Source organism: Magnetococcales bacterium (assembly GCA_015232395.1).
Lineage (GTDB): Bacteria > Pseudomonadota > Magnetococcia > Magnetococcales > JADFZT01 > JADFZT01.
In genome coordinates this window covers 1-18,229 of sequence record JADFZT010000009.1, presented here as the reverse complement: position 1 = coordinate 18,229, position 18,229 = coordinate 1, and the positions used below count along the sequence as shown (strand labels likewise).

13 protein-coding genes are annotated in these 18,229 nt (G+C 53.2%); all 13 read left to right on the top strand.

Going from position 1 to position 18,229, the window contains the following annotated elements; genetic code table 11:
* Positions 1-52: 52 nt before the first annotated feature.
* On the top strand, positions 53-1,255 hold the full coding sequence (locus tag HQL52_04485) for a type II secretion system F family protein (GenBank protein MBF0368696.1): 1,203 nt from the start codon (positions 53-55) through the stop codon (positions 1,253-1,255).
* Positions 1,255-2,856: a hypothetical protein gene (locus tag HQL52_04480; protein ID MBF0368695.1), complete on the top strand. Its 1,602-nt coding sequence runs from the start codon at positions 1,255-1,257 to the stop codon at positions 2,854-2,856. Before HQL52_04485 ends, HQL52_04480 begins: the two co-directional genes overlap by 1 nt.
* Positions 2,840-3,454, top strand: a complete 615-nt coding sequence (locus HQL52_04475) for a hypothetical protein (GenBank protein MBF0368694.1) — start codon at positions 2,840-2,842, stop codon at positions 3,452-3,454. The genes HQL52_04480 and HQL52_04475 overlap by 17 nt, the downstream gene beginning before the upstream one ends.
* Positions 3,451-4,125 carry a hypothetical protein gene (locus HQL52_04470; protein ID MBF0368693.1) on the top strand — a complete coding sequence of 225 codons (675 nt, stop codon included), beginning with the start codon at positions 3,451-3,453 and terminating at the stop codon, positions 4,123-4,125. Before HQL52_04475 ends, HQL52_04470 begins: the two co-directional genes overlap by 4 nt.
* Before the next feature lie 290 nt (positions 4,126-4,415).
* Positions 4,416-5,738, top strand: a complete 1,323-nt coding sequence (locus tag HQL52_04465) for a hypothetical protein (protein MBF0368692.1) — start codon at positions 4,416-4,418, stop codon at positions 5,736-5,738.
* A 98-nt stretch (positions 5,739-5,836) separates the two neighbouring features.
* A complete protein-coding gene (locus tag HQL52_04460) occupies positions 5,837-6,736 on the top strand; it encodes a type II secretion system protein (GenBank protein ID MBF0368691.1) in 900 nt (299 codons plus the stop codon).
* Complete coding sequence (locus HQL52_04455) at positions 6,733-7,503, top strand: ABC transporter permease (GenBank protein ID MBF0368690.1); 771 nt, start codon at positions 6,733-6,735, stop codon at positions 7,501-7,503. Before HQL52_04460 ends, HQL52_04455 begins: the two co-directional genes overlap by 4 nt.
* 60 nt (positions 7,504-7,563) lie before the next feature.
* A complete protein-coding gene (locus HQL52_04450) occupies positions 7,564-8,277 on the top strand; it encodes a hypothetical protein (protein MBF0368689.1) in 714 nt (237 codons plus the stop codon).
* Positions 8,278-8,595: 318 nt separating this feature from the next.
* Complete coding sequence (locus HQL52_04445; GenBank protein ID MBF0368688.1) at positions 8,596-9,531, top strand: prepilin-type N-terminal cleavage/methylation domain-containing protein; 936 nt, start codon at positions 8,596-8,598, stop codon at positions 9,529-9,531.
* A gap of 151 nt (positions 9,532-9,682) precedes the next feature.
* Positions 9,683-10,399: an ABC transporter ATP-binding protein gene (locus HQL52_04440; protein MBF0368687.1), complete on the top strand. Its 717-nt coding sequence runs from the start codon at positions 9,683-9,685 to the stop codon at positions 10,397-10,399.
* A 127-nt stretch (positions 10,400-10,526) separates the two neighbouring features.
* Positions 10,527-12,494 carry an AAA family ATPase gene (locus HQL52_04435; GenBank protein ID MBF0368686.1) on the top strand — a complete coding sequence of 656 codons (1,968 nt, stop codon included), beginning with the start codon at positions 10,527-10,529 and terminating at the stop codon, positions 12,492-12,494.
* Positions 12,495-13,626: 1,132 nt separating this feature from the next.
* Positions 13,627-14,412 (top strand): thrombospondin type 3 repeat-containing protein, encoded by a 786-nt coding sequence (locus HQL52_04430; protein ID MBF0368685.1) that lies wholly within the window; start codon positions 13,627-13,629, stop codon positions 14,410-14,412.
* 32 nt (positions 14,413-14,444) lie between these two features.
* On the top strand, positions 14,445-18,229 hold a 3,785-nt coding region (locus tag HQL52_04425), incomplete at its 3' end, for a thrombospondin type 3 repeat-containing protein (GenBank protein ID MBF0368684.1).

Here is an 18,229-nt window from a genome sequence, read left to right as displayed (position 1 = left end):
GATGGGGTCCAAGCGCTTCGATTATTATCAAGACCACGTATCAGAGGTTTGAATGCCCACCTTTCGCTTCAAAGCGATGGATCTCGACGGAAAACTTATCCGCGACCAGATGGAAGCGGATAACGAAGCCGATGCCGAAGGTCGTTTGGCCCGGATGCAGATGGATGTGATCCAGCTGAAAGAGATCAAATCCTCTACAGCCAAGTGGGGCGCCAAAAAGCTGGATCGGCGGGAGATGATCACCTTTTGCTTTCACATGGAGCAGATGGTGATCGCCGGTGTCCCCATCATTGAGGGTCTTTCGGATCTGCGGGATGCGGGTAGTCGCCAGCTACAGGTTTTGTTGAACGGCATGCTGGATGAGATTGGCGGCGGCAAAACCCTCACCCAGGCGATGGAGTCCTACCCGAAAGTGTTCGATGAGGTGTTTATCTCCCTGGTACGAGCGGGAGAAAGCTCGGGCAACCTGGGCGAAATTTTTGCCAATCTGACCGAAGATCTGAAGTGGCAGGACGAGATGGCCGCCCGCACCAAAAAGCTGATGCTCTATCCATCCATCATGGGTACAGTGATGGTGGGGGTGTTCTTTTTCATGATGACCTTTTTGGTGCCCCAACTGGTCTCCTTCATGAAAATCATGGATTTTGAGCTGCCCATCTACTCCATCGCGCTGATGAAAACCTCGGATTTTGTGGTGGCCTACTGGGCCTATCTTCTGGGGATACCCATTGGCATCGTGATGCTGATTCAGGTGCTTAAGCGTATCAGCTCCCGGTTTTTGGAGTCCTACGATGGCTTCAAGCTTCGGGTGTGGATCTTCGGACCCATTCTCAACAAGTTGATTCTGGCACGTTTTGCCAATATTTTCGGTCTACTTTACGCCTCGGGCATCAGCGTTCTGGACTGTCTGGCCATTGGCCGTCGGGTCGCTGGAAATCAGCGCATGGAACGGGTACTCGAAGAGATCGGTGAACGTGTTCGGGGCGGTGAAGATATCGCTGGCAGTTTTGAAAAGGCGTTGATCTTTCCCAGGCTCGTGGTACGAATGATTTCCGTGGGCGAACGAACCGGGGCACTGGATACCAGTCTGAAAAACGTTCGTTATTTCTATGACCGGGATGTGCGGGAGGCTGTGGATCGGTTGCAGGGTATGATTGAACCGGGACTCACCGCCTTTGTAGGCATCTTGATGATCTGGGTGGTGGTTTCGGTTCTGGGCCCCATTTACGACATCATGCAGAACATGAGGTACTGATGGCCCGCAAGCGACTGTTTTTCATGACAAAAGAGCGCCTAACCGCCTTCGATTGGAAGGGGGGGAAAGTCGCTGGTGTCTCCCGTTTTGATGCCAACGAAGAAGGGCGGGAAGCATTTGCCACCTATCTGGAAAAAAACCCGGCACACCATATCCACATTCTCACGGATCTGATCGAGGAAGAGTTCCGGGTAGAAAACATCCCCTTTGTGCTGGGTCCGGAGCGGGGCAACATTCTCCAGCGCCGGTTGCGCCGCGCCTATCCGGAGACCCCTTTCAGAAGCGGTAGTGTCGTCGGACGGGATAAGGAAGGTCGCAAGGATTCCAAGGTATTGCTGGCTGCGGTCACCGCTCCGGAAGTGCTCAACGAGTGGCTTGGGATCATTCAAAGCAAAAAAGCCTCCCTGGCAGGCATTCACTCCCTGCCCATGCTGAGTCGGGCCTTCCTCTCCTCCCTTTTGGGCCGTGTCCCGGAGGGAACTCTTCTGGTGAGTCAGCAGAGTGGTACGGGGCTACGTTTTTCCTATTTCAAGGGCAAGCGGCTGATGATGAGCCGGATGGCCCGGGTTCCGGATAACGAACCTGGCGCTTACGCCGCCCTGCTCACCCAGGAGCTGGAGAGAACCCGAACCTATCTCTCCCGCATGGGTTTGATGACCCACGGACAGCCTCTGGTGACGGTCATTCTATCCAGCACCCCCTTTCTGGAAGCCTTTCAGCCCTATTGCGATGAACGGGAGGGAGAGGATTTTCGTCTGTTGCCGGTGGGTGAAGTGGCCAGGCGACTGGGTATCGACCGGGACATCAAGACCCCCTTCAGTGACTCTCTGTTTATTCAATTGTTGGGCAAGGGGGCGGGTCAAAACCACTATGCCAACCCCCGGATGCGTCGCTATTTTCTGACACGTCGCGTGCGCCAGGCTCTTTTTGCCGCCAGTCTGCTTGTGGTTCTGAGTGCCACCACCTGGGGATTCCAGATTTCCTCCAGGGGCTTGGCTTACCAAGAGCAATCTCGGATGTATACAAACAAGACGAGTGATGATCAGGCCACCTACAAAAGATTGATCGACAAATTTGTTGAACAAAAGGTGGATCCAGCCCACATCCGACAGGTAGCATTATTGGTGGAGGAGCTGCAGCAACAACACAGCTCTCCCCTGCAGATGATGTCGGCCATCAGCACCCATCTTTCCCGGTTCCCGGAGCTGCAAATCAATAAATTTGATTGGACGGGGGTTGGAGAGGGAGCAAGCACCAAAAAAAGCAGCTCCAATTCCCGCAAGCGCAAGCGAAGTCGTGGTCGATCCAAAAAATCAGCTCAAAAAATGCCGGAACTGTTGGAGATGGCAAATCTCTCAGGTCGCGTGTTTGGGGTCGGTAACGACTACCGATTGGCTGAAGAGCGAGTCAACCGCTTTGTCAACGCTCTTTTGGAATCCAAAACCGTGGCCCAAGCTACTGTGGTCAAAAATCCAAGCAAGGCGGTACAGTCCAAAAAATGGGCCGGCGACCTTCTGGAAACCCCCAAGGAAGAGCCAGTGGATATGAATTTTTCCTTGAAACTGGGCTTTAAGAGGAAGAGGGATGGCCAGAATCCTTGATTTTAAAATGTTGACGGGTGGAATCGTGGTTTTGATTCTCTCCCTGGCCGCCTCAGGCGGTTTTGTCTGGTATGCTCAGTCATTCGAAAAAGACCAAAAAAAAATGGCTCGCGTGGCCAAGAAAAGGTCTGGCGACATCAAAAACAGACTGGCTCGCGCCAAGGAAGACACCAAAAGTCTTCATCTCTATCAACCCCGTTACACGGCTTATGAAAAACAGGGGCTTTTGGGGGCGGACAAGCGTTCCGAGCTGGTTAAAATATTACGGAACGAAGCAGAACGCCTGGGAGTCGAACATATTACCTATTCGATTTCTGACACCAGCCCCTATCAGCCCACTTTCGACGCAGAGCTGGATACGGTTGAGTTGACATCCAACACCATGGAACTCTCCATGGACCTGCTTCACGAGGCGGATCTTTTCGGGCTGCTGGGTATTTTGGAAAAACGGGCCAAGGGGCTTTTTACCGGGGAGCTTTGCAGTTTGACGCGCTTAAGGTCACAGATTCAACCTGACTCCACCGAATCCAACATTTCGGGACAGTGCCGTTTGCGCTGGTTTTTCATCAAGCTTTCCAAAGAAGGTCAAATCTCATGAGTGCGCCTTCATTCTGGAATAACGGGTCTACTCTGCCTCCCTCGACCGGACTCTCCATGGCGGGACGGATGGGATTGTTCCTGGCAGGATTTTTCCTGGCATCCCTCTTCCCCCTCCAGGCGCAAGCTGAAACCCTGGAACTCAGGCGCTTTTTCACCACTCCGGGGGAGCGCTCCCGTCTTGACTTTACCCGGCGTATGGTGCAATCCGGGCAGTCCGTGACCAGCAACGAGGAGAGTGACAGCCGGGGGCTGGTCTCCTTTGACGGACTTTTCTGGATGGAGGGTTCCCAACCCACGGTTTGGATCAATGGCGAGGAATACAAGCTGGCCGATAAAAAGGCTTCCGACTGGTTGAGCCTTTCCAAAAAGAATCAATGGGATTCACGGGTTTGGCTGGACCTGCCGGATGCCGTCGCCAAGGTGCGTCTGAAGCCGGGGCAGGCGATGGATCGTATCAGTGGCTCGGTGCTGGAGACCTATCAGGTCTACAAGGAAAATCTCTTGCAGCAGCGACGCCTCCAGGCTGAATTGACTGCCCAGCAAGAGTCTAATAATCGCCTCAAATCTCCCATGAATCCCGATGAAAAGCTCTTGCAGGGGATTGTTGCTGATCACAAGGGGATCGAACAGATCAATAAACTGCTGCAAGGAATGCAAAAAACGCCCTGAACTGCAGGGTAGGCTTGATGGAATGGGCTGATACACCTTTTTAACAGCTGAATCAGGGACCACTGGACGCATCTTTTTTTTGTCATCCATTTGGTCTGCCTTGGGGGTGTTAAACCCAACTGTTTTTCAGGTGAGCGTTATCAAGCGGCTGCCGATTTGGTCAAGATTCAGGAAGTGGATGGAGGGGCTTGCTTGAGGGGAGTAACCGGTCATTTTTTATCAACGAGCCCTGGCAGGAGTATGTTAAACTGAACCGTATGGCGGATCGTGTCGACAACGAAGGAGTGAGCATGGCCTCAGCACCCGGCCCCAGCCTCCCCCCTGGGAAAGATTTTCGATCCCAGCAAGGGGTAGCGCTCCTCATGCTGATGATCATCATGACCATGGCGGGCACTGCCCTCGTCCTCCACACGCTCCCCACCGAATCCCTTCGCTGGAACCGCAACAAGGTCTCCCTGGAAGTTTTGAAAAAGGTCAAGGAGGCGCTGATTATCTATGCGGCCACCAACGACACCCGGCCAGGGGAGCTGCCCTGCCCGGATCTGGATTTTGACCAGGATGCCGATGGCCCGGGATATGGTGACAACAATGGCAGTGTTTGTGCGACTGATACCGGTCCTACCCTCTACGTTGGGCGCCTACCCTGGGAAGATCTGGGGCTCAACGAGCGGGATGTAAAAGATGTCCAAGGTGAGGTTGTCTGGTACGCCCTCGCCATGGAATTTTCCTTGAGCGAACCGACGATTAACAGCAGTACAGAAGCGGATGATATGGGGGAGGATATCGTTGCGGTCATCTTTTCTCCCGGTGCTGGAGTGGCAGAGCTTGATCAATTCCGGGTGACGGATGACGACCTATTGGATTGGTCCAACTATCTGGAATATATTTCAGTCGGTGACACGATTGAGGGCGCTGTTACCTATCCGTTGGAGGCCGAGGAGGAGTTCAACGACCTCTGGCTCACCATCAGCCGGGATGAAATCCTGACAGCGGTGGAAAAACGGGTTTTAAAATCCGCCAAGGTGTGCCTGGCCCAATTTGCTGCGGATAATAGTGGGAAATATCCCTGGGCAGCCCCGGTTGCCAATGGGGATAATAATGGCGTTTGTGGAACCTATTTCGGCCGTCTGCCTCTGGATACCCTCAATGTGGATGACGTTGCCGACTGTGCTGCGGCGACACCTGACTCCCCGGCTATGGATAGTGGCTGGGCAACACGATCGGAGTGCACGGATCTCTTATCGGGGGGATGGATCCACGATAATGCTTGGCAGGATCTCCTGTTTTTTCAATTAACAGCAGGATTTGATCCCGGCACTGCTGTCACCGGTTGTGGAATGAATTGTCTGAAGATTAATAGCGGCTCAACCGATTACCAGGCTGTAGTGATATTGGCTGGGGAAGAACTAGACGATACCAGCCCTGAACAGGATCGTTCAGTGCTGGGGGCTACGATAGTAATCGAAAACTATCTTGAGGATAACAATCTGACCGCTTCAACGACGTTAAACTTTGATTTTACCAAAATTTTCACTGACACTTTCAACGACCGGGTGGCCTGTTTGGATGGAACCGATGATGCCACCGAAGCTGAATTCTGCCCTGGAGAATAGACCCGATAAACCGGGAGGAACCCTGATGGGAACCGATGATGCCACCGAAGCTGAATTCTGCCCTGGAGAATAGACCCGATAAACCGGGAGGAACCCTGATGGATACTTTTGACAAACAACGCATGACATCCATGAGCGGGGTCACCCTCATTGAAGTGGCGGTGGTGCTGGTGATTCTCAGCCTGATGGTGGGGATGGCCCTCACGCCCATGGGCACCCAGATGGAAAATGTCTACCGCTCCCGCACCGAACGCACCATGGAAGAGATTCGGGATGCTCTTTTCGGCTTTTTCCTGGCCAACGGTCGCCTCCCCTGTCCGGATACCGATGCCGATGGCTATGAAAACCGCGATCAGGATGACACAGCCAACGTGACCCCCAACAAAATCCGCTGTGGCGTCTATGACGGTATCAGCGGAGTGTTTTCTCTTGAAGTCAACGGCGATCTTCCTTATCTGGACTTGGGTGTCACAGGAGTAGATGCCTGGGGTCGGAATTTTATTTATCAGGTCACCGGTGAATTTGCAGATGAGATAGGGGAAGACACGGCAAAATCCCCGACCATGACCTCTGTCAACTGCGACTCCCCTCCCTCACAATCCACCATCTCTTTGGCCACTGGTATCATACCTGTCGATATCACAGGGGGGGATGGACCCTTCTGCAATGGCGACATCCAGATTTGGGAAAGCGAGGAGGCCTGTAACGATGCCGGAGCCTGTGATGATTCCGACATTTTTGAAGATGTGGAAGGACTCCTGGCCGCCAACGTTCCGGTAATTGTCATTTCCCAAGGGGCTCAACCAGTCAGAGTGGGTTCGTTGCCTGGTGGTCGGAAATCCGATGAGGTGGAAAACGATATCGAGAATGATGACGACAACGTTTTCATCGACCGGGTTTTCAGCAATGTCCAGGGTCATGAGTTTGACGACATGGTGATGTGGATCTCAGCCAGCGCCCTGAAAAAACAGCTGGTGGATGTGGGTAAGCTGCCGTGATCGGATCGGTCTGGACCCTGGCTCGTTATACCGCTCTGGAGGGGTGGAAAAACCGCTTTTTATGGATCGTGACGGTGGTGGTGCTTGGAGGCTTCATGCTGGCGGAATTTGCCGGCACCCTGGCGCTCACCGAGGTAAAAGAGATTCAGAGTGCCATTTTGGGAGCCTACCTGCGTCTGGGTGCGGTGATATTGACCTCCCTGGTAGTGCTCAACAGTCTGGTTCGGGAGTTGAATGACAAGGGGCTTGAGTTGATCCTCTCCCTGCCCATCCCCCGAGGCAGCTATTTTTTTGGCAAGCTGATCGGCTATACTTTTACCGTTCTGACCATGGTCACTCTCTTTTCAGCAGCCTTGCTACCCTATTCGGCTGGGGAGATGGTGCTCTTTTGGGGGATTTCCCTGCTGGCCGAACTATTGATCGTCATCGCCTTGTGTCTGTTGACGCTGCTGACTTTCAATCAGGTCACCCCAGCCTTCAGCGCTGTTTTGGCGATTTATCTGCTCAGCAGATCCATCACCAGTCTGCAACAGGTCGGCCAAGGCCCCATCATGGGCTCGAACAGCCTCTGGATGCAGTTTATGAATGAAATGATTGGCGCCATCGCCCTGGTTTTACCGGGATTGGATCGTTTCACTCAGACCGAATGGTTGGTATATGGCACTGGCAGCTGGTTGGAAATACAACATATCTTTGGGCAAACCGTGATTTATCTGGCCCTGCTGTGTGGGGCGGCCCTTTTTGATCTTTATCGAAAAAACATTTAAAGAATTGCACCAGATAAACCGACATAAAGGGAGGAACCTTATCAAGGGAGCTGAAAGTCGATGCAGGTACGCTCACTGAATAGAGTGCCAAGTTCGGTTTTTCTGCTGCTGGTTCTGGGGCTTGCCGTACAAATATTTTGGCAAAGCCTGCAACCTCTCCCGGAAGCCAAGGCCGAAGATCTGCCAGTCCCCCCCTCCTCCGCCTACCTGCAATTGGCGTCACTGGGGGAGCCGATCACCCTGGCCAAGGCCTTGATGCTCTGGTTGCAGGCATTTGATTATCAGTCCGGCGTGAGTATCTCCTTTCACCAGCTCGACTACCAGCGTACCATGTTGTGGCTGGACCAAATTATTGCGCTGGATCCGAAAGGACAGTATCCTTTCATGAGTGCCAGCAGACTCTATGGGGAGGTGAATATCCCTGAAAAGAAAAGGGTCATGTTGGAGTATGTTTATGATCGTTTTTTGGACGATCCCCAGCGTCGCTGGCCATGGCTGGCCCACGCTGTTATTGTTGCCCGCCACCAGCTGAATGATCTGCCACTGGCGCTGCGCTATGCCCGGGCCGTCAGTCAACATGCCACCGGTTCCCAGGTACCGGAATGGGCTCGGCAACTGGATTGGGTAATTCTGGAAAAAATGGGGGAGCTGGAAAGCGCCCAAATGCTCATAGGGGGACTTCTCACCAGCGGTCGGATCACCAGCCCCAAGGAGATCCATTTTTTAAACCAGCGACTCCTGGATCTGGAAAAAAGGCTGGAACAAAGGGAGTAAATTTGTCTCTAATATTGTATCAGACCTCCACATTAAAAAGTACGGCAGAGGCTCGCTCTCACCAGCCTGTTTTTTTTCTGCCATTAATCATTTTTTTTTGGAAATAGTTGGTAAAATATGTTGAAATAAGATGGGGATAACAAACAGCGCCCGCCTACTCTTCAAATCAGGCTCGGATACGCGGTCTATCTCTCTGCCACACCCAGTTGCAAATAGAGACACATGGAGCTTGTATGCATTAACAAATTTGAGTGACAAATACACAGCATTCCGCATAAAAATGACCCGGAAGCATCTCTCGGAGGAGGAAGTTTAGCAATGAAAGACTTGAATAGATCGAAACAGGAAGCAGGGTTTACCCTTATCGAAATTGCCATCGTAGTGGTGATCATCGGACTTCTGCTTGGCGGTGTACTCAAAGGGCAGGAGATGATCAAAAACGCCCGAGTCCATAACCTGATCGACCAGGGCAGCGCTGTAAAAGCCGCCATCCTGGGCTTCCAGGATCGCTTCATGGCGCTGCCTGGTGACTTCAGTCAAGCAACGGACAACATTGACGGCACCGTCGCTGATACCGGCGACAACCCCACCCCGTCCTCCAGTGACGACGGTGACGGCAATGGCCGCGTAGGTGGTGACCCCATGCTGGCTGGCGACTCCACTTCCGATGATCGTGAAGCGGAACTGGCTCTGGTATGGAAGCATCTGGCCTCTTCCGGATTTGTCACCGGCAGCTATGTCTCCGCTGCGGACGACTCCGTCGACAACCTGAGCATCAACGAAGACACCTGGGAGTGTGGGGTTCAATCCTGCATGACCAATGTCTACGGTGGACCCCTCTTCTTCGCCTACACCGACGAAGCCTACACCCCCTATGACGAAGCGGCTGCTGAAACCCTCCCGACCTTCACCGGTGATGGATCGATGGACGCCCGCTCCCACCAGCTGATCGCGGGTAACCTGGTTCCCGTGAGCGTGCTCTCCGAAATGGATCGGAAAATGGACGATGCCGCCCCCACAACCGGCTCTTTCCGCATCGGTGACCGCTACGCGACAGATACGGAAGGTGGTAACCAAACTCTCGGTTCCGAAGCCGACACCGGGTCTGAGTGTGTGGCATCCGGTGCTGTCAGTGCTGGTTCTGCCGGGCCTCCAGGCCCACCCCGAGGTCCAGCTAAAGACTCTACCAACGACGTCGACCACTACGATGTGTTGAGCCAGTATGACAACTGCGGCGCTGTGCATCTCTTCTAGTTTCTGGGAAGAGGACGCAAAATCCGAATCCGTTCGGTGCTGAATCGATCAAAGGGTGGCTACGTTTTGAGCGTAGTCACCCTTTGTTTTGTCCGGGTCCCTATTTATTTCCGGGTCCCTTTTTTTTGAGGTTTTCCAAGTGACCGACGCCTTGACCTTTCAGGGAGTGGAAAAATCCTTTGGTAAACAGCGGGTTCTATCTGGGGTAGAGTTCAGCATCAAACCCGGCGAATCCTTTGCCCTGGTGGGTGCCAACGGAGTGGGTAAAACGACTCTGATCAAGGGATTGCTGGATTTTATGGAGATGGATGGGGGGGAAATCGATATTTTTGGCCTCTCCCACAAGCTGCCCCAAGCCCGCAAGCGCCTGGCTTATCTGCCAGAACGATTTGTGCCTCCCTATTTTTTCAAGGGCCGGGACTTTCTCACCTTCATGTGTCGCCTCCACGAAGTGCCCTACCAGGAAGATAAATCGGTCGAACTGTTCGAATCCCTGGATCTGCCCCTGGCGGCATTGGATCGACCGGTGCGGGCTTTTTCCAAGGGCATGACCCAAAAGCTGGGGCTGGCAGCCTGTTTTTTAAGTGGCAAGGAGCTGCTGCTGCTGGATGAACCCATGAGCGGTCTCGACCCCAAGGCCCGGGTTCTTCTGAAACGACGCCTCATGGCCATGAAAGCCCAAGGACATACCCTCTTTTTTTCCACCCACCTGCTGGCCGACGTGGAAGAACTCTGTGATCGTATGGCCATCCTCCACGATAACCACCTGCGTTTTTTGGGTACCCATCAGGAGTGCCGGGAGCTTTATCCCGGGGAGACCATGGAGCAATCCTTCATCCACTGTATCCAATCCACCCAAAAAGCCTGAATTCCCATCTTTCCTTCCCCCCTGTGACCAGGTACGGTAATTGCATCCTGGTCACTACCCGGGATACCTTTAGGCCCAGGCTTTCCCGCTCCCAAGTATCCGTTGATTTAAAAATACAGGGAACACCATGTATCTGTCCCATTTTGGCTTTGAACATTATCCCTTCAACAACACCCCCGATATTCGGCTCTTTGACGATGTCGGAGGACGTGCCGCTATTTTGGAATCGCTGATTTCCGGTATTTTCCGGGGAGTTGGCATCCTCAAGGTGGTTGGCGAGGTGGGCAGTGGCAAGACCATGCTCTGCCGAATGCTTGCCAGCAAGCTACCCAAAACAGTGGACCTGGTCTTCCTGTTCCAACCCCGCCTCACCCCCGAAAACCTGATCCGCTCCATTGCCGAAGATCTAAAGCTGAAGATGCCGGAAGATCTGGACCCCTGGCAGTGTATGAACTGCATCCGGGATCATCTGGTCGTGGCTCACGGTAAGGGTAAAACCGTTCTGGTGCTGGTGGAAGAGGCCCAGGCCATGCCCCTGGAGACCCTGGAGCAGCTGCGTCTTTTATGTAACCTGGAAACCCACCGCCAAAAATTGCTGCAGGTGGTGCTCTTTGGCCAACCGGAGCTGGAAGAGGTAGTGGGGGCCCACGACATGCGCCAGCTCTGGGATCGGATCGGCGGTCACTACTATCTGGCCAAGCCTAAAGCCGAAGATATCGAACGCTATCTCACCACCCGCGCCACCCGGGCTGGCTATCATCGGGGTACGCCCCTGTTTACCTCTGCCGCCGCTCGGGAAATTGCCAAGCAGGCTGAAAGCTCCCTGCGCCGTGTCAACTTGCTGGCCCATGAGGCGCTCCTGGCGAGTTATCGGAATGGCAAGCCCCAGGTAACACCCGATCAAGTGCGTCAGGGTATTAAAAACATAACCAACCCCATCCGGAACAAACGTTATTTTTGGCCCCCGCCCCGCTGGGCTTATCTCTCTACCGTAGCACTCCTCACGCTGTTGGTTGCAGCTCAGGTGGGACAATCCTATCTCTCCAGAAAACCCGTGATTCCCCCCTCCTCCCAGGTTCAATCCATTCCCGAACAGAGCCTGAAACTGGAAGAGGTGGCCGCTCTTACCCAAAAAAGCCCGGGAAAAGTCTCGGAACCGCCAGCGCAACCTGTTGAAGAAACCGTCGTTCAGAGTGAGGCTGAAGCGCCCCAGGAAAGCCCATCTGCCGTCATGCTCCTGGATCCGGCCAGAGTGGTTCAGGCCGTCGTGCCCCCCCCTTCTCAACGCCGCTACCTGCCCCGACACAAGCCTACGCCAAAGTCGGCCCCAGCAGCCTCAAGCAAGGCCGCCACCCATACCAAAACGACCGGGAAAAAAAAGGCTTCCAAATCGTCTGCTCAAAATATAGCGGCCCCGGCACCTGCCAAACCAAACCAACAGATGCCGATTTCCCCCTCAGTGCTCCCCATTTCCAAAGAAAAACCGGGCAAGAACACCCCCTCGCAAGCCGCAACGGGTGATCAAGAAAGTGCCCTGGAAGAAGAGGCCGTTTTCAACACAGCTGAAAAGGTTACCTCTCCCTTCCCTGTAAATTCGCCCAGGCAACCCGCCAAGAGCGGACAAGCCACTTCCTTGGACAAATATCCACTCGTGCAACAACGCCTGCAAACTTCCCAACAATGGCTCTCTCTGACCAAAAATAAAGGGTATTCCATACAGTTAATGGTTGTTAATCATAATTATATAGAGCATATCAATAATGTGATTCACGAAGCAGATCAGGAATTTGGCCATAATTCGACGCATTTGTTGCCATACAGGAACGACCAGTTTTTAGTCTATCTCGGCTGGTACCCCAGTGAAGAAAATGCTGCAGAACATCTACCGATTGTCGAAAAACAGCTGGGCCGTTCCGATGCCTATGTTCTCTCCATGGCCCAGGTTCAACAAAAGTTGCGCAAAGCCGGAGTCAACCTGCAAAAGGAGCTTCCACCCCAAAATCAGCACCTCTCCATGGTCCCGCCATCCCCTCCTTTCCACGCCCCTCTCTCCACTGGGACGTTGGCTGATCAAAACGGCCTTTCCCAGCTCTGATAAAAATCTTCAGTCCGGCATGGGTGAGGGACTCATCAAAAAAGGTTATCCGACCACACCTGCAAGCCCCATTTCCCCCCGCAATATCCCCTCTATATGGCTTTGATTGCCTGATTCCTGACACCGCCCCATCCCCAGGTCCAAGCCACTTTTTCGAAAGATCGGACTGTTGACGAACACCCATCCGGGCATGTGCTCTGTTTTGATAGATATCAAAAAACTCTTGGGTCTCAAAGCCAGGACAATTTCGGTGGTCCACTCTCTTTGCAGAAACCTCACCAAAACCGGGCTGGAAAACGTTTCAAGGTGAGGTTCCAACTCGAAAGTGTCGGTCTTGGGAGTGAACCCATCGCCAGATGCCAAACAGAGCGGATCATCCGTGGCTGGCTCAAAAACCAAGTTTCGTCACCCAAAGCTCAGGCCTCTGCCACGCGTATTCTCATGAGCTCAAGGATGGTGTCTGAAAAAGGATTGAGCCGATTCAATCCATTTTTTTTTGTTTCTGAAAAAAAATTATGCAGAGTTCCTGAGATTCCTATAAACGGCCCTTGGTAATATGGTTATAGAGAAATTATCGGTCAGAATAATTCACATGAATGCTATCCATAAACAAAATGTATCTGGAAAACAGAGACGGCCTGACTCGGATGAATCAATCCTCAAAAACCGACGATTATGCCTGCCGTTACTGGCAACAACCAAATCAAGCAAATCCTGTCAGCACCCATCCAAAATCTTTCCATAGGACATCATGACAAGCTCCGTGATCGCACTTTGTCTTGACAATATATTTTCTGCGCTAAACGGCCTTACCGAATATGACTGGGGACAGAAGATGAAAATTAGATTTTCCAATATTCTCCTCACCTTGGCGACAGCTCTCGGCCTTACTGCCACTATTTTCGCCACACCAGCCCATGCCCAACCAGGAAAAATCTACATTCCGGACTCCGATCACATCACGTTCAAGGAGACGGGGCTGGATACGAATACCGACGCTGCTGTTACCCCGATTAGTACTCTCCCCTACACCCAGGATTTTTCCGGGGATGATCACACCTCACTACAGGGCTGGAGTTACTACTCCTCCGGCACCCCCACAGCTGAGGGGAGTATTTCCCTATACGACGAAATGTTGCGCATGGATGCGGTCACCGACCAAACCTATGCCCTCAACGAAGCCGTGCTGCTGATCGACCTGGATGCTGCTGATACAGCACTGAGCGAGCTGTATATCTCCTTTTTCCAGGCGGAATCCACCTTTGGAGATGAAGAGCACGATCTCTCAAGCTATTGGTCTGATCATGAGGATGGAGATGGTGTCTCTGTCAGCCAGGATGGCATCTACTGGTATCAAATAGTCAGCGCCTCGGAGCTGGCGACAGATTCAGATGGCCTCACCATCAGCGTCAAGCTGAGCACCAAGCTTGCAGACATCATGGCGTTGGATCCGGATTTCGGCTTTGGCGACTATCTCTATATCAAGTTCCAACAATATGATGACTATGCCAACACCAAGGATGGTCGGGATTGGGACAACATTGCAGTCGGTGGCGACGAAGATGGAGATGGCACCCCTGATTTTAACGATCCCGACTTTACCGGCACCGGCAGTGGCACTGGCACCGACGAAGAGACCGATACCGATGAGGATGGCATAGCCGACGAATCCGACAACTGCCCCCTCACGGCCAATGCCGACCAAACAGATTCAGATATCGGAAATTTCGGTGACGCCTGCGATGTGGACGATACTGGTTTGACCGGAGTGACCCTCCGCTACAACAATAGTGAAGACGATATCCTCTACCTCACCCAGGATTTTACCGCCTTTTCCGATACGGTTCTGCCCGGTGGGGATGACGGCTGGGTTCTCTATTCCACCTCCACTTCGGATACCAGCCCCCCCCCGTCGTGACTTCAACAGGCCGCATCGAGGTGCAGGATGGAATGCTGCGCATGGATGTGGATACCGACAGCAACTATGAGCTGAATGAAGCGGTATTGCTGGTGGATCTCTCTAAATCTGATATCGGCGACCTGGATCTCTACCTCGCCTTTACCCAATCTGATAATGCTCCCTATGGGGATGAGCAACACAATCTTTCAGATGACGATACGGCCACAGAGACTTCCTACTCGCTCAACCAACAGACCAAGAACTCCTCGGTCAACGCAGTGAACAATGCGACCATCACCGTCACCTACGGCCATGCCCTGGGGGATGGGGTTTCCATCAGCCCTGACGGCTACACCTGGTATGAAGTCGTCTCTGCCCAAGAGTTGGAAGATTCTGAGACTGGCTCCTTTGAAATCAACCTGACCGATATCATCAACGGTCTCAACACCTATGCCAATTCCACTATTTTCTCCACCTCCGGCGCTCTCTATATCAAGTTCCAGCAATATGACGACTACACCTATAACAAGGATGGTCGGGAGTGGGATGACATTTCCATCGGGCTGGACAGTGATAACGATGGCACCCCGGATTACAGCGACCCCGACTTTACCGACAACGGCACCACCACCGATCCGGAGGCCGATGATGACGAGGACGGGGTCGCCAATGAATCCGACAACTGTCCCTACACGGCCAACGCCAACCAGGCTAATGTCGATGGAGATGATATCGGCGATGCCTGTGACGTGATCGACACGGGCCTGTCCGGGATTGATCTCCTCTTCAGTAACGACAGTGATGACACCAACGATACCCTGTATGTCACCCAGGATTTCACCGACTTTTCCGATACGGTTCTGCCCGATGGGGATGATGGCTGGGTTCTCTATTCCAGCTCCACGACAGATTCTGGCACCACCGTTTCGGGCCGCATCGAAGTGCAGGATGGAATGCTGCGCATGGATGTGGATACCGATAATAACTATGAGCTCAACGAAGCGGTGATGTTGGTGGATCTTTCTGATTCCGATATTGACAACATGGATCTCTACCTCGCCTTCACCCATACCGAAGACAGCACTTATGGGGATGAGCAACATGATCTGTCCGCTGACGACAATGCGGCCACGGAAGGTTATGGATCATCAACCAACGCCAATGGTACTCCAGGCAATCCCGATGATGATTTCGATGAAGTCGACAGCACCATCACGGTAACCTACGGACATGCCCTGGGGGATGGTGTTTCCATCAGTGCCGACGGCTACACCTGGTTTGAGATCGTCTCCGCCCAAGAGTTGGAAGATTCCGAGACGGGCTCCTTCGAAATCAACCTGACCGATGTTATGGATAAGATCAACGCGGCTGCGGATGTTGAGGATGCCAGCTACGACAACACCGGCATCGACACCACCACCGATGATCAGCTCTACATCAAATTCCAGCAATATGACGACTACACCTACTTCAAAGATGGTCGAGATTGGGATGACATCTCCATCGGAGTGGATAGCGACAACGATAGCACTCCGGATTACAGGGACAGCGACTTTATCGACGACGACAGCGGCGAAACCACCGATCCAGAAGCCGATGACGATGAGGACGGGGTCGCCAATGAATCCGACAACTGTCCCTACACGGCCAACGCCAACCAGGCCAATGTCGATGGAGATGATATCGGCGATGCCTGTGACGTGATCGACACGGGCCTGTCCGGGATTGATCTCCTCTTCAGTAACGACAGTGATGACACCAACGATACCCTGTATGTCACCCAGGATTTCACCGACTTTTCCGATACGGTTCTGCCCGATGGGGATGATGGCTGGGTTCTCTATTCCAGCTCCACGACAGATTCTGGCACCACCGTTTCGGGCCGCATCGAAGTGCAGGATGGAATGCTGCGCATGGATGTGGATACCGATAATAACTATGAGCTCAACGAAGCGGTGATGTTGGTGGATCTTTCTGATTCCGATATTGACAACATGGATCTCTACCTCGCCTTCACCCATACCGAAGACAGCACTTATGGGGATGAGCAACATGATCTGTCCGCTGACGACAATGCGGCCACGGAAGGTTATGGATCATCAACCAACGCCAATGGTACTCCAGGCAATCCCGATGATGATTTCGATGAAGTCGACAGCACCATCACGGTAACCTACGGACATGCCCTGGGGGATGGTGTTTCCATCAGTGCCGACGGCTACACCTGGTTTGAGATCGTCTCCGCCCAAGAGTTGGAAGATTCCGAGACGGGCTCCTTCGAAATCAACCTGACCGATGTTATGGATAAGATCAACGCGGCTGCGGATGTTGAGGATGCCAGCTACGACAACACCGGCATCGACACCACCACCGATGATCAGCTCTACATCAAATTCCAGCAATACGATGACTATACCTACAGCAAGGATGGTCGGGAGTGGGATGACATCTCGGTGGGAATCGACAGCGATGCAGATGGCACCCCGGACTACCGTGACAGCGACTTTATCGACAGCGACGAAACCACCGACCCGGAGGCTGATACCGATGAGGATGGCGAAGCCGACGACTCTGACAACTGCCCTTACATTGCCAACGCCAGCCAGGATGATCTGGATAATGATGGTATCGGCGATGCCTGCGATACCGTGGACGACCGTTCCGTTGCCAACGGTGGTGTGACTGCACAAGATCCTGGCCTCTTCCAAAACTTTGCCGACGCTTCTCTGCCTGGCGAAATTCTGGGTTGGAGCTACTACGAATCCTCCACCTCTACTACGGATAGCAGCACGCCGCCGGTCACGACCACCACCTCTGGACGCATCGAACTGTCGGATGATGGTGCCATGCGTATGGATGTGGATACCGATGGGACTTACGAATTGAATGAGGCTGTACTGCTGGCAGATATCTCAACTGTCTCAGCTGATCTCTATCTCACCTTCTCCCACAGCGAAGGGGGTACCTACGGGGATGAGCAGCATGATCTCTCCGCTGACGACAATGCAACGTCCGAAGGCTATGGAACAGCATTGGTTGACATTAACAATACCCCGGGCAATGCCAATGATGATGTCACAACAGTCGGAGACACCATCACCGTAACCTACGGACACGCCTTGGGGGATAGGGTCTCCATCAGTGCCGATGGCTATACCTGGTTTGAAGTGGTCTCAGCCGCAGAGTTGGAAGAGTCCACCACCGGTACTTTTTCGGTTAACCTGACCGAAGTCATCACCGCCATCAACGATGCGGCTGACTTGGAAGACAGTAGCTACGACAACATCGGCTTCGACACTTCCGACGCTGATCTGCTCTATATCAAGTTCCAGCAGTATGACGACTTTGAATACACCATGGATGGCCGGGAGTGGGACGACATCACTCTGGGAACGGCAGCCCAGGTGGAAGACGACGACGTCAACGGCTTCCCGGATGATACCGATGGCGATGGCTATCCCGACTTTGTAGATGACTTTGATGACGACGACACCCAGTGGGAAGAAGACAATGGCGGTACCGCTGGCGATTCCGATGGGGACGGCTTCCTGGATGATGTCGACCTCTGCCCGGATACCTCCAGTGTGAGCAATGCCGATACCGACAGCGATGGCTTTGGGGATGCTTGTGATACGGTGAACAACACGGCTGTAACGGAAGCCACCACCCTGGCGACTGAAGATTTTACCACCCTGCCGGGTGCCTCTGATGGCTGGAGCTTCTACTCCTCAACCAATGGTACGCTGGAGGTGGTTGAAGGTGAGATGCGCAGGCAGGTGGAGCAATCTTTGGAGCGACTCAAAGTGGATCGGGTGGCGCTGTTTGCCTTCCATGG

Bases quoted from the DNA above. Each gene is read 5' to 3' on its own strand.
- HQL52_04470 (MBF0368693.1), top strand. From the start codon at position 3,451: ATGAGTGCGCCTTCATTCTGGAATAACGGGTCTACTCTGCCTCCCTCG.
- HQL52_04430 (MBF0368685.1), top strand. From the start codon at position 13,627: ATGTTGCGCATGGATGCGGTCACCGACCAAACCTATGCCCTCAACGAA.
- HQL52_04480 (MBF0368695.1), top strand. From the start codon at position 1,255: ATGGCCCGCAAGCGACTGTTTTTCATGACAAAAGAGCGCCTAACCGCC.
- HQL52_04460 (MBF0368691.1), top strand. From the start codon at position 5,837: ATGGATACTTTTGACAAACAACGCATGACATCCATGAGCGGGGTCACC.
- HQL52_04475 (MBF0368694.1), top strand. From the start codon at position 2,840: ATGGCCAGAATCCTTGATTTTAAAATGTTGACGGGTGGAATCGTGGTT.
- HQL52_04485 (MBF0368696.1), top strand. From the start codon at position 53: ATGCCCACCTTTCGCTTCAAAGCGATGGATCTCGACGGAAAACTTATC.
- HQL52_04445 (MBF0368688.1), top strand. From the start codon at position 8,596: ATGAAAGACTTGAATAGATCGAAACAGGAAGCAGGGTTTACCCTTATC.
- HQL52_04465 (MBF0368692.1), top strand. From the start codon at position 4,416: ATGGCCTCAGCACCCGGCCCCAGCCTCCCCCCTGGGAAAGATTTTCGA.
- HQL52_04435 (MBF0368686.1), top strand. From the start codon at position 10,527: ATGTATCTGTCCCATTTTGGCTTTGAACATTATCCCTTCAACAACACC.
- HQL52_04450 (MBF0368689.1), top strand. From the start codon at position 7,564: ATGCAGGTACGCTCACTGAATAGAGTGCCAAGTTCGGTTTTTCTGCTG.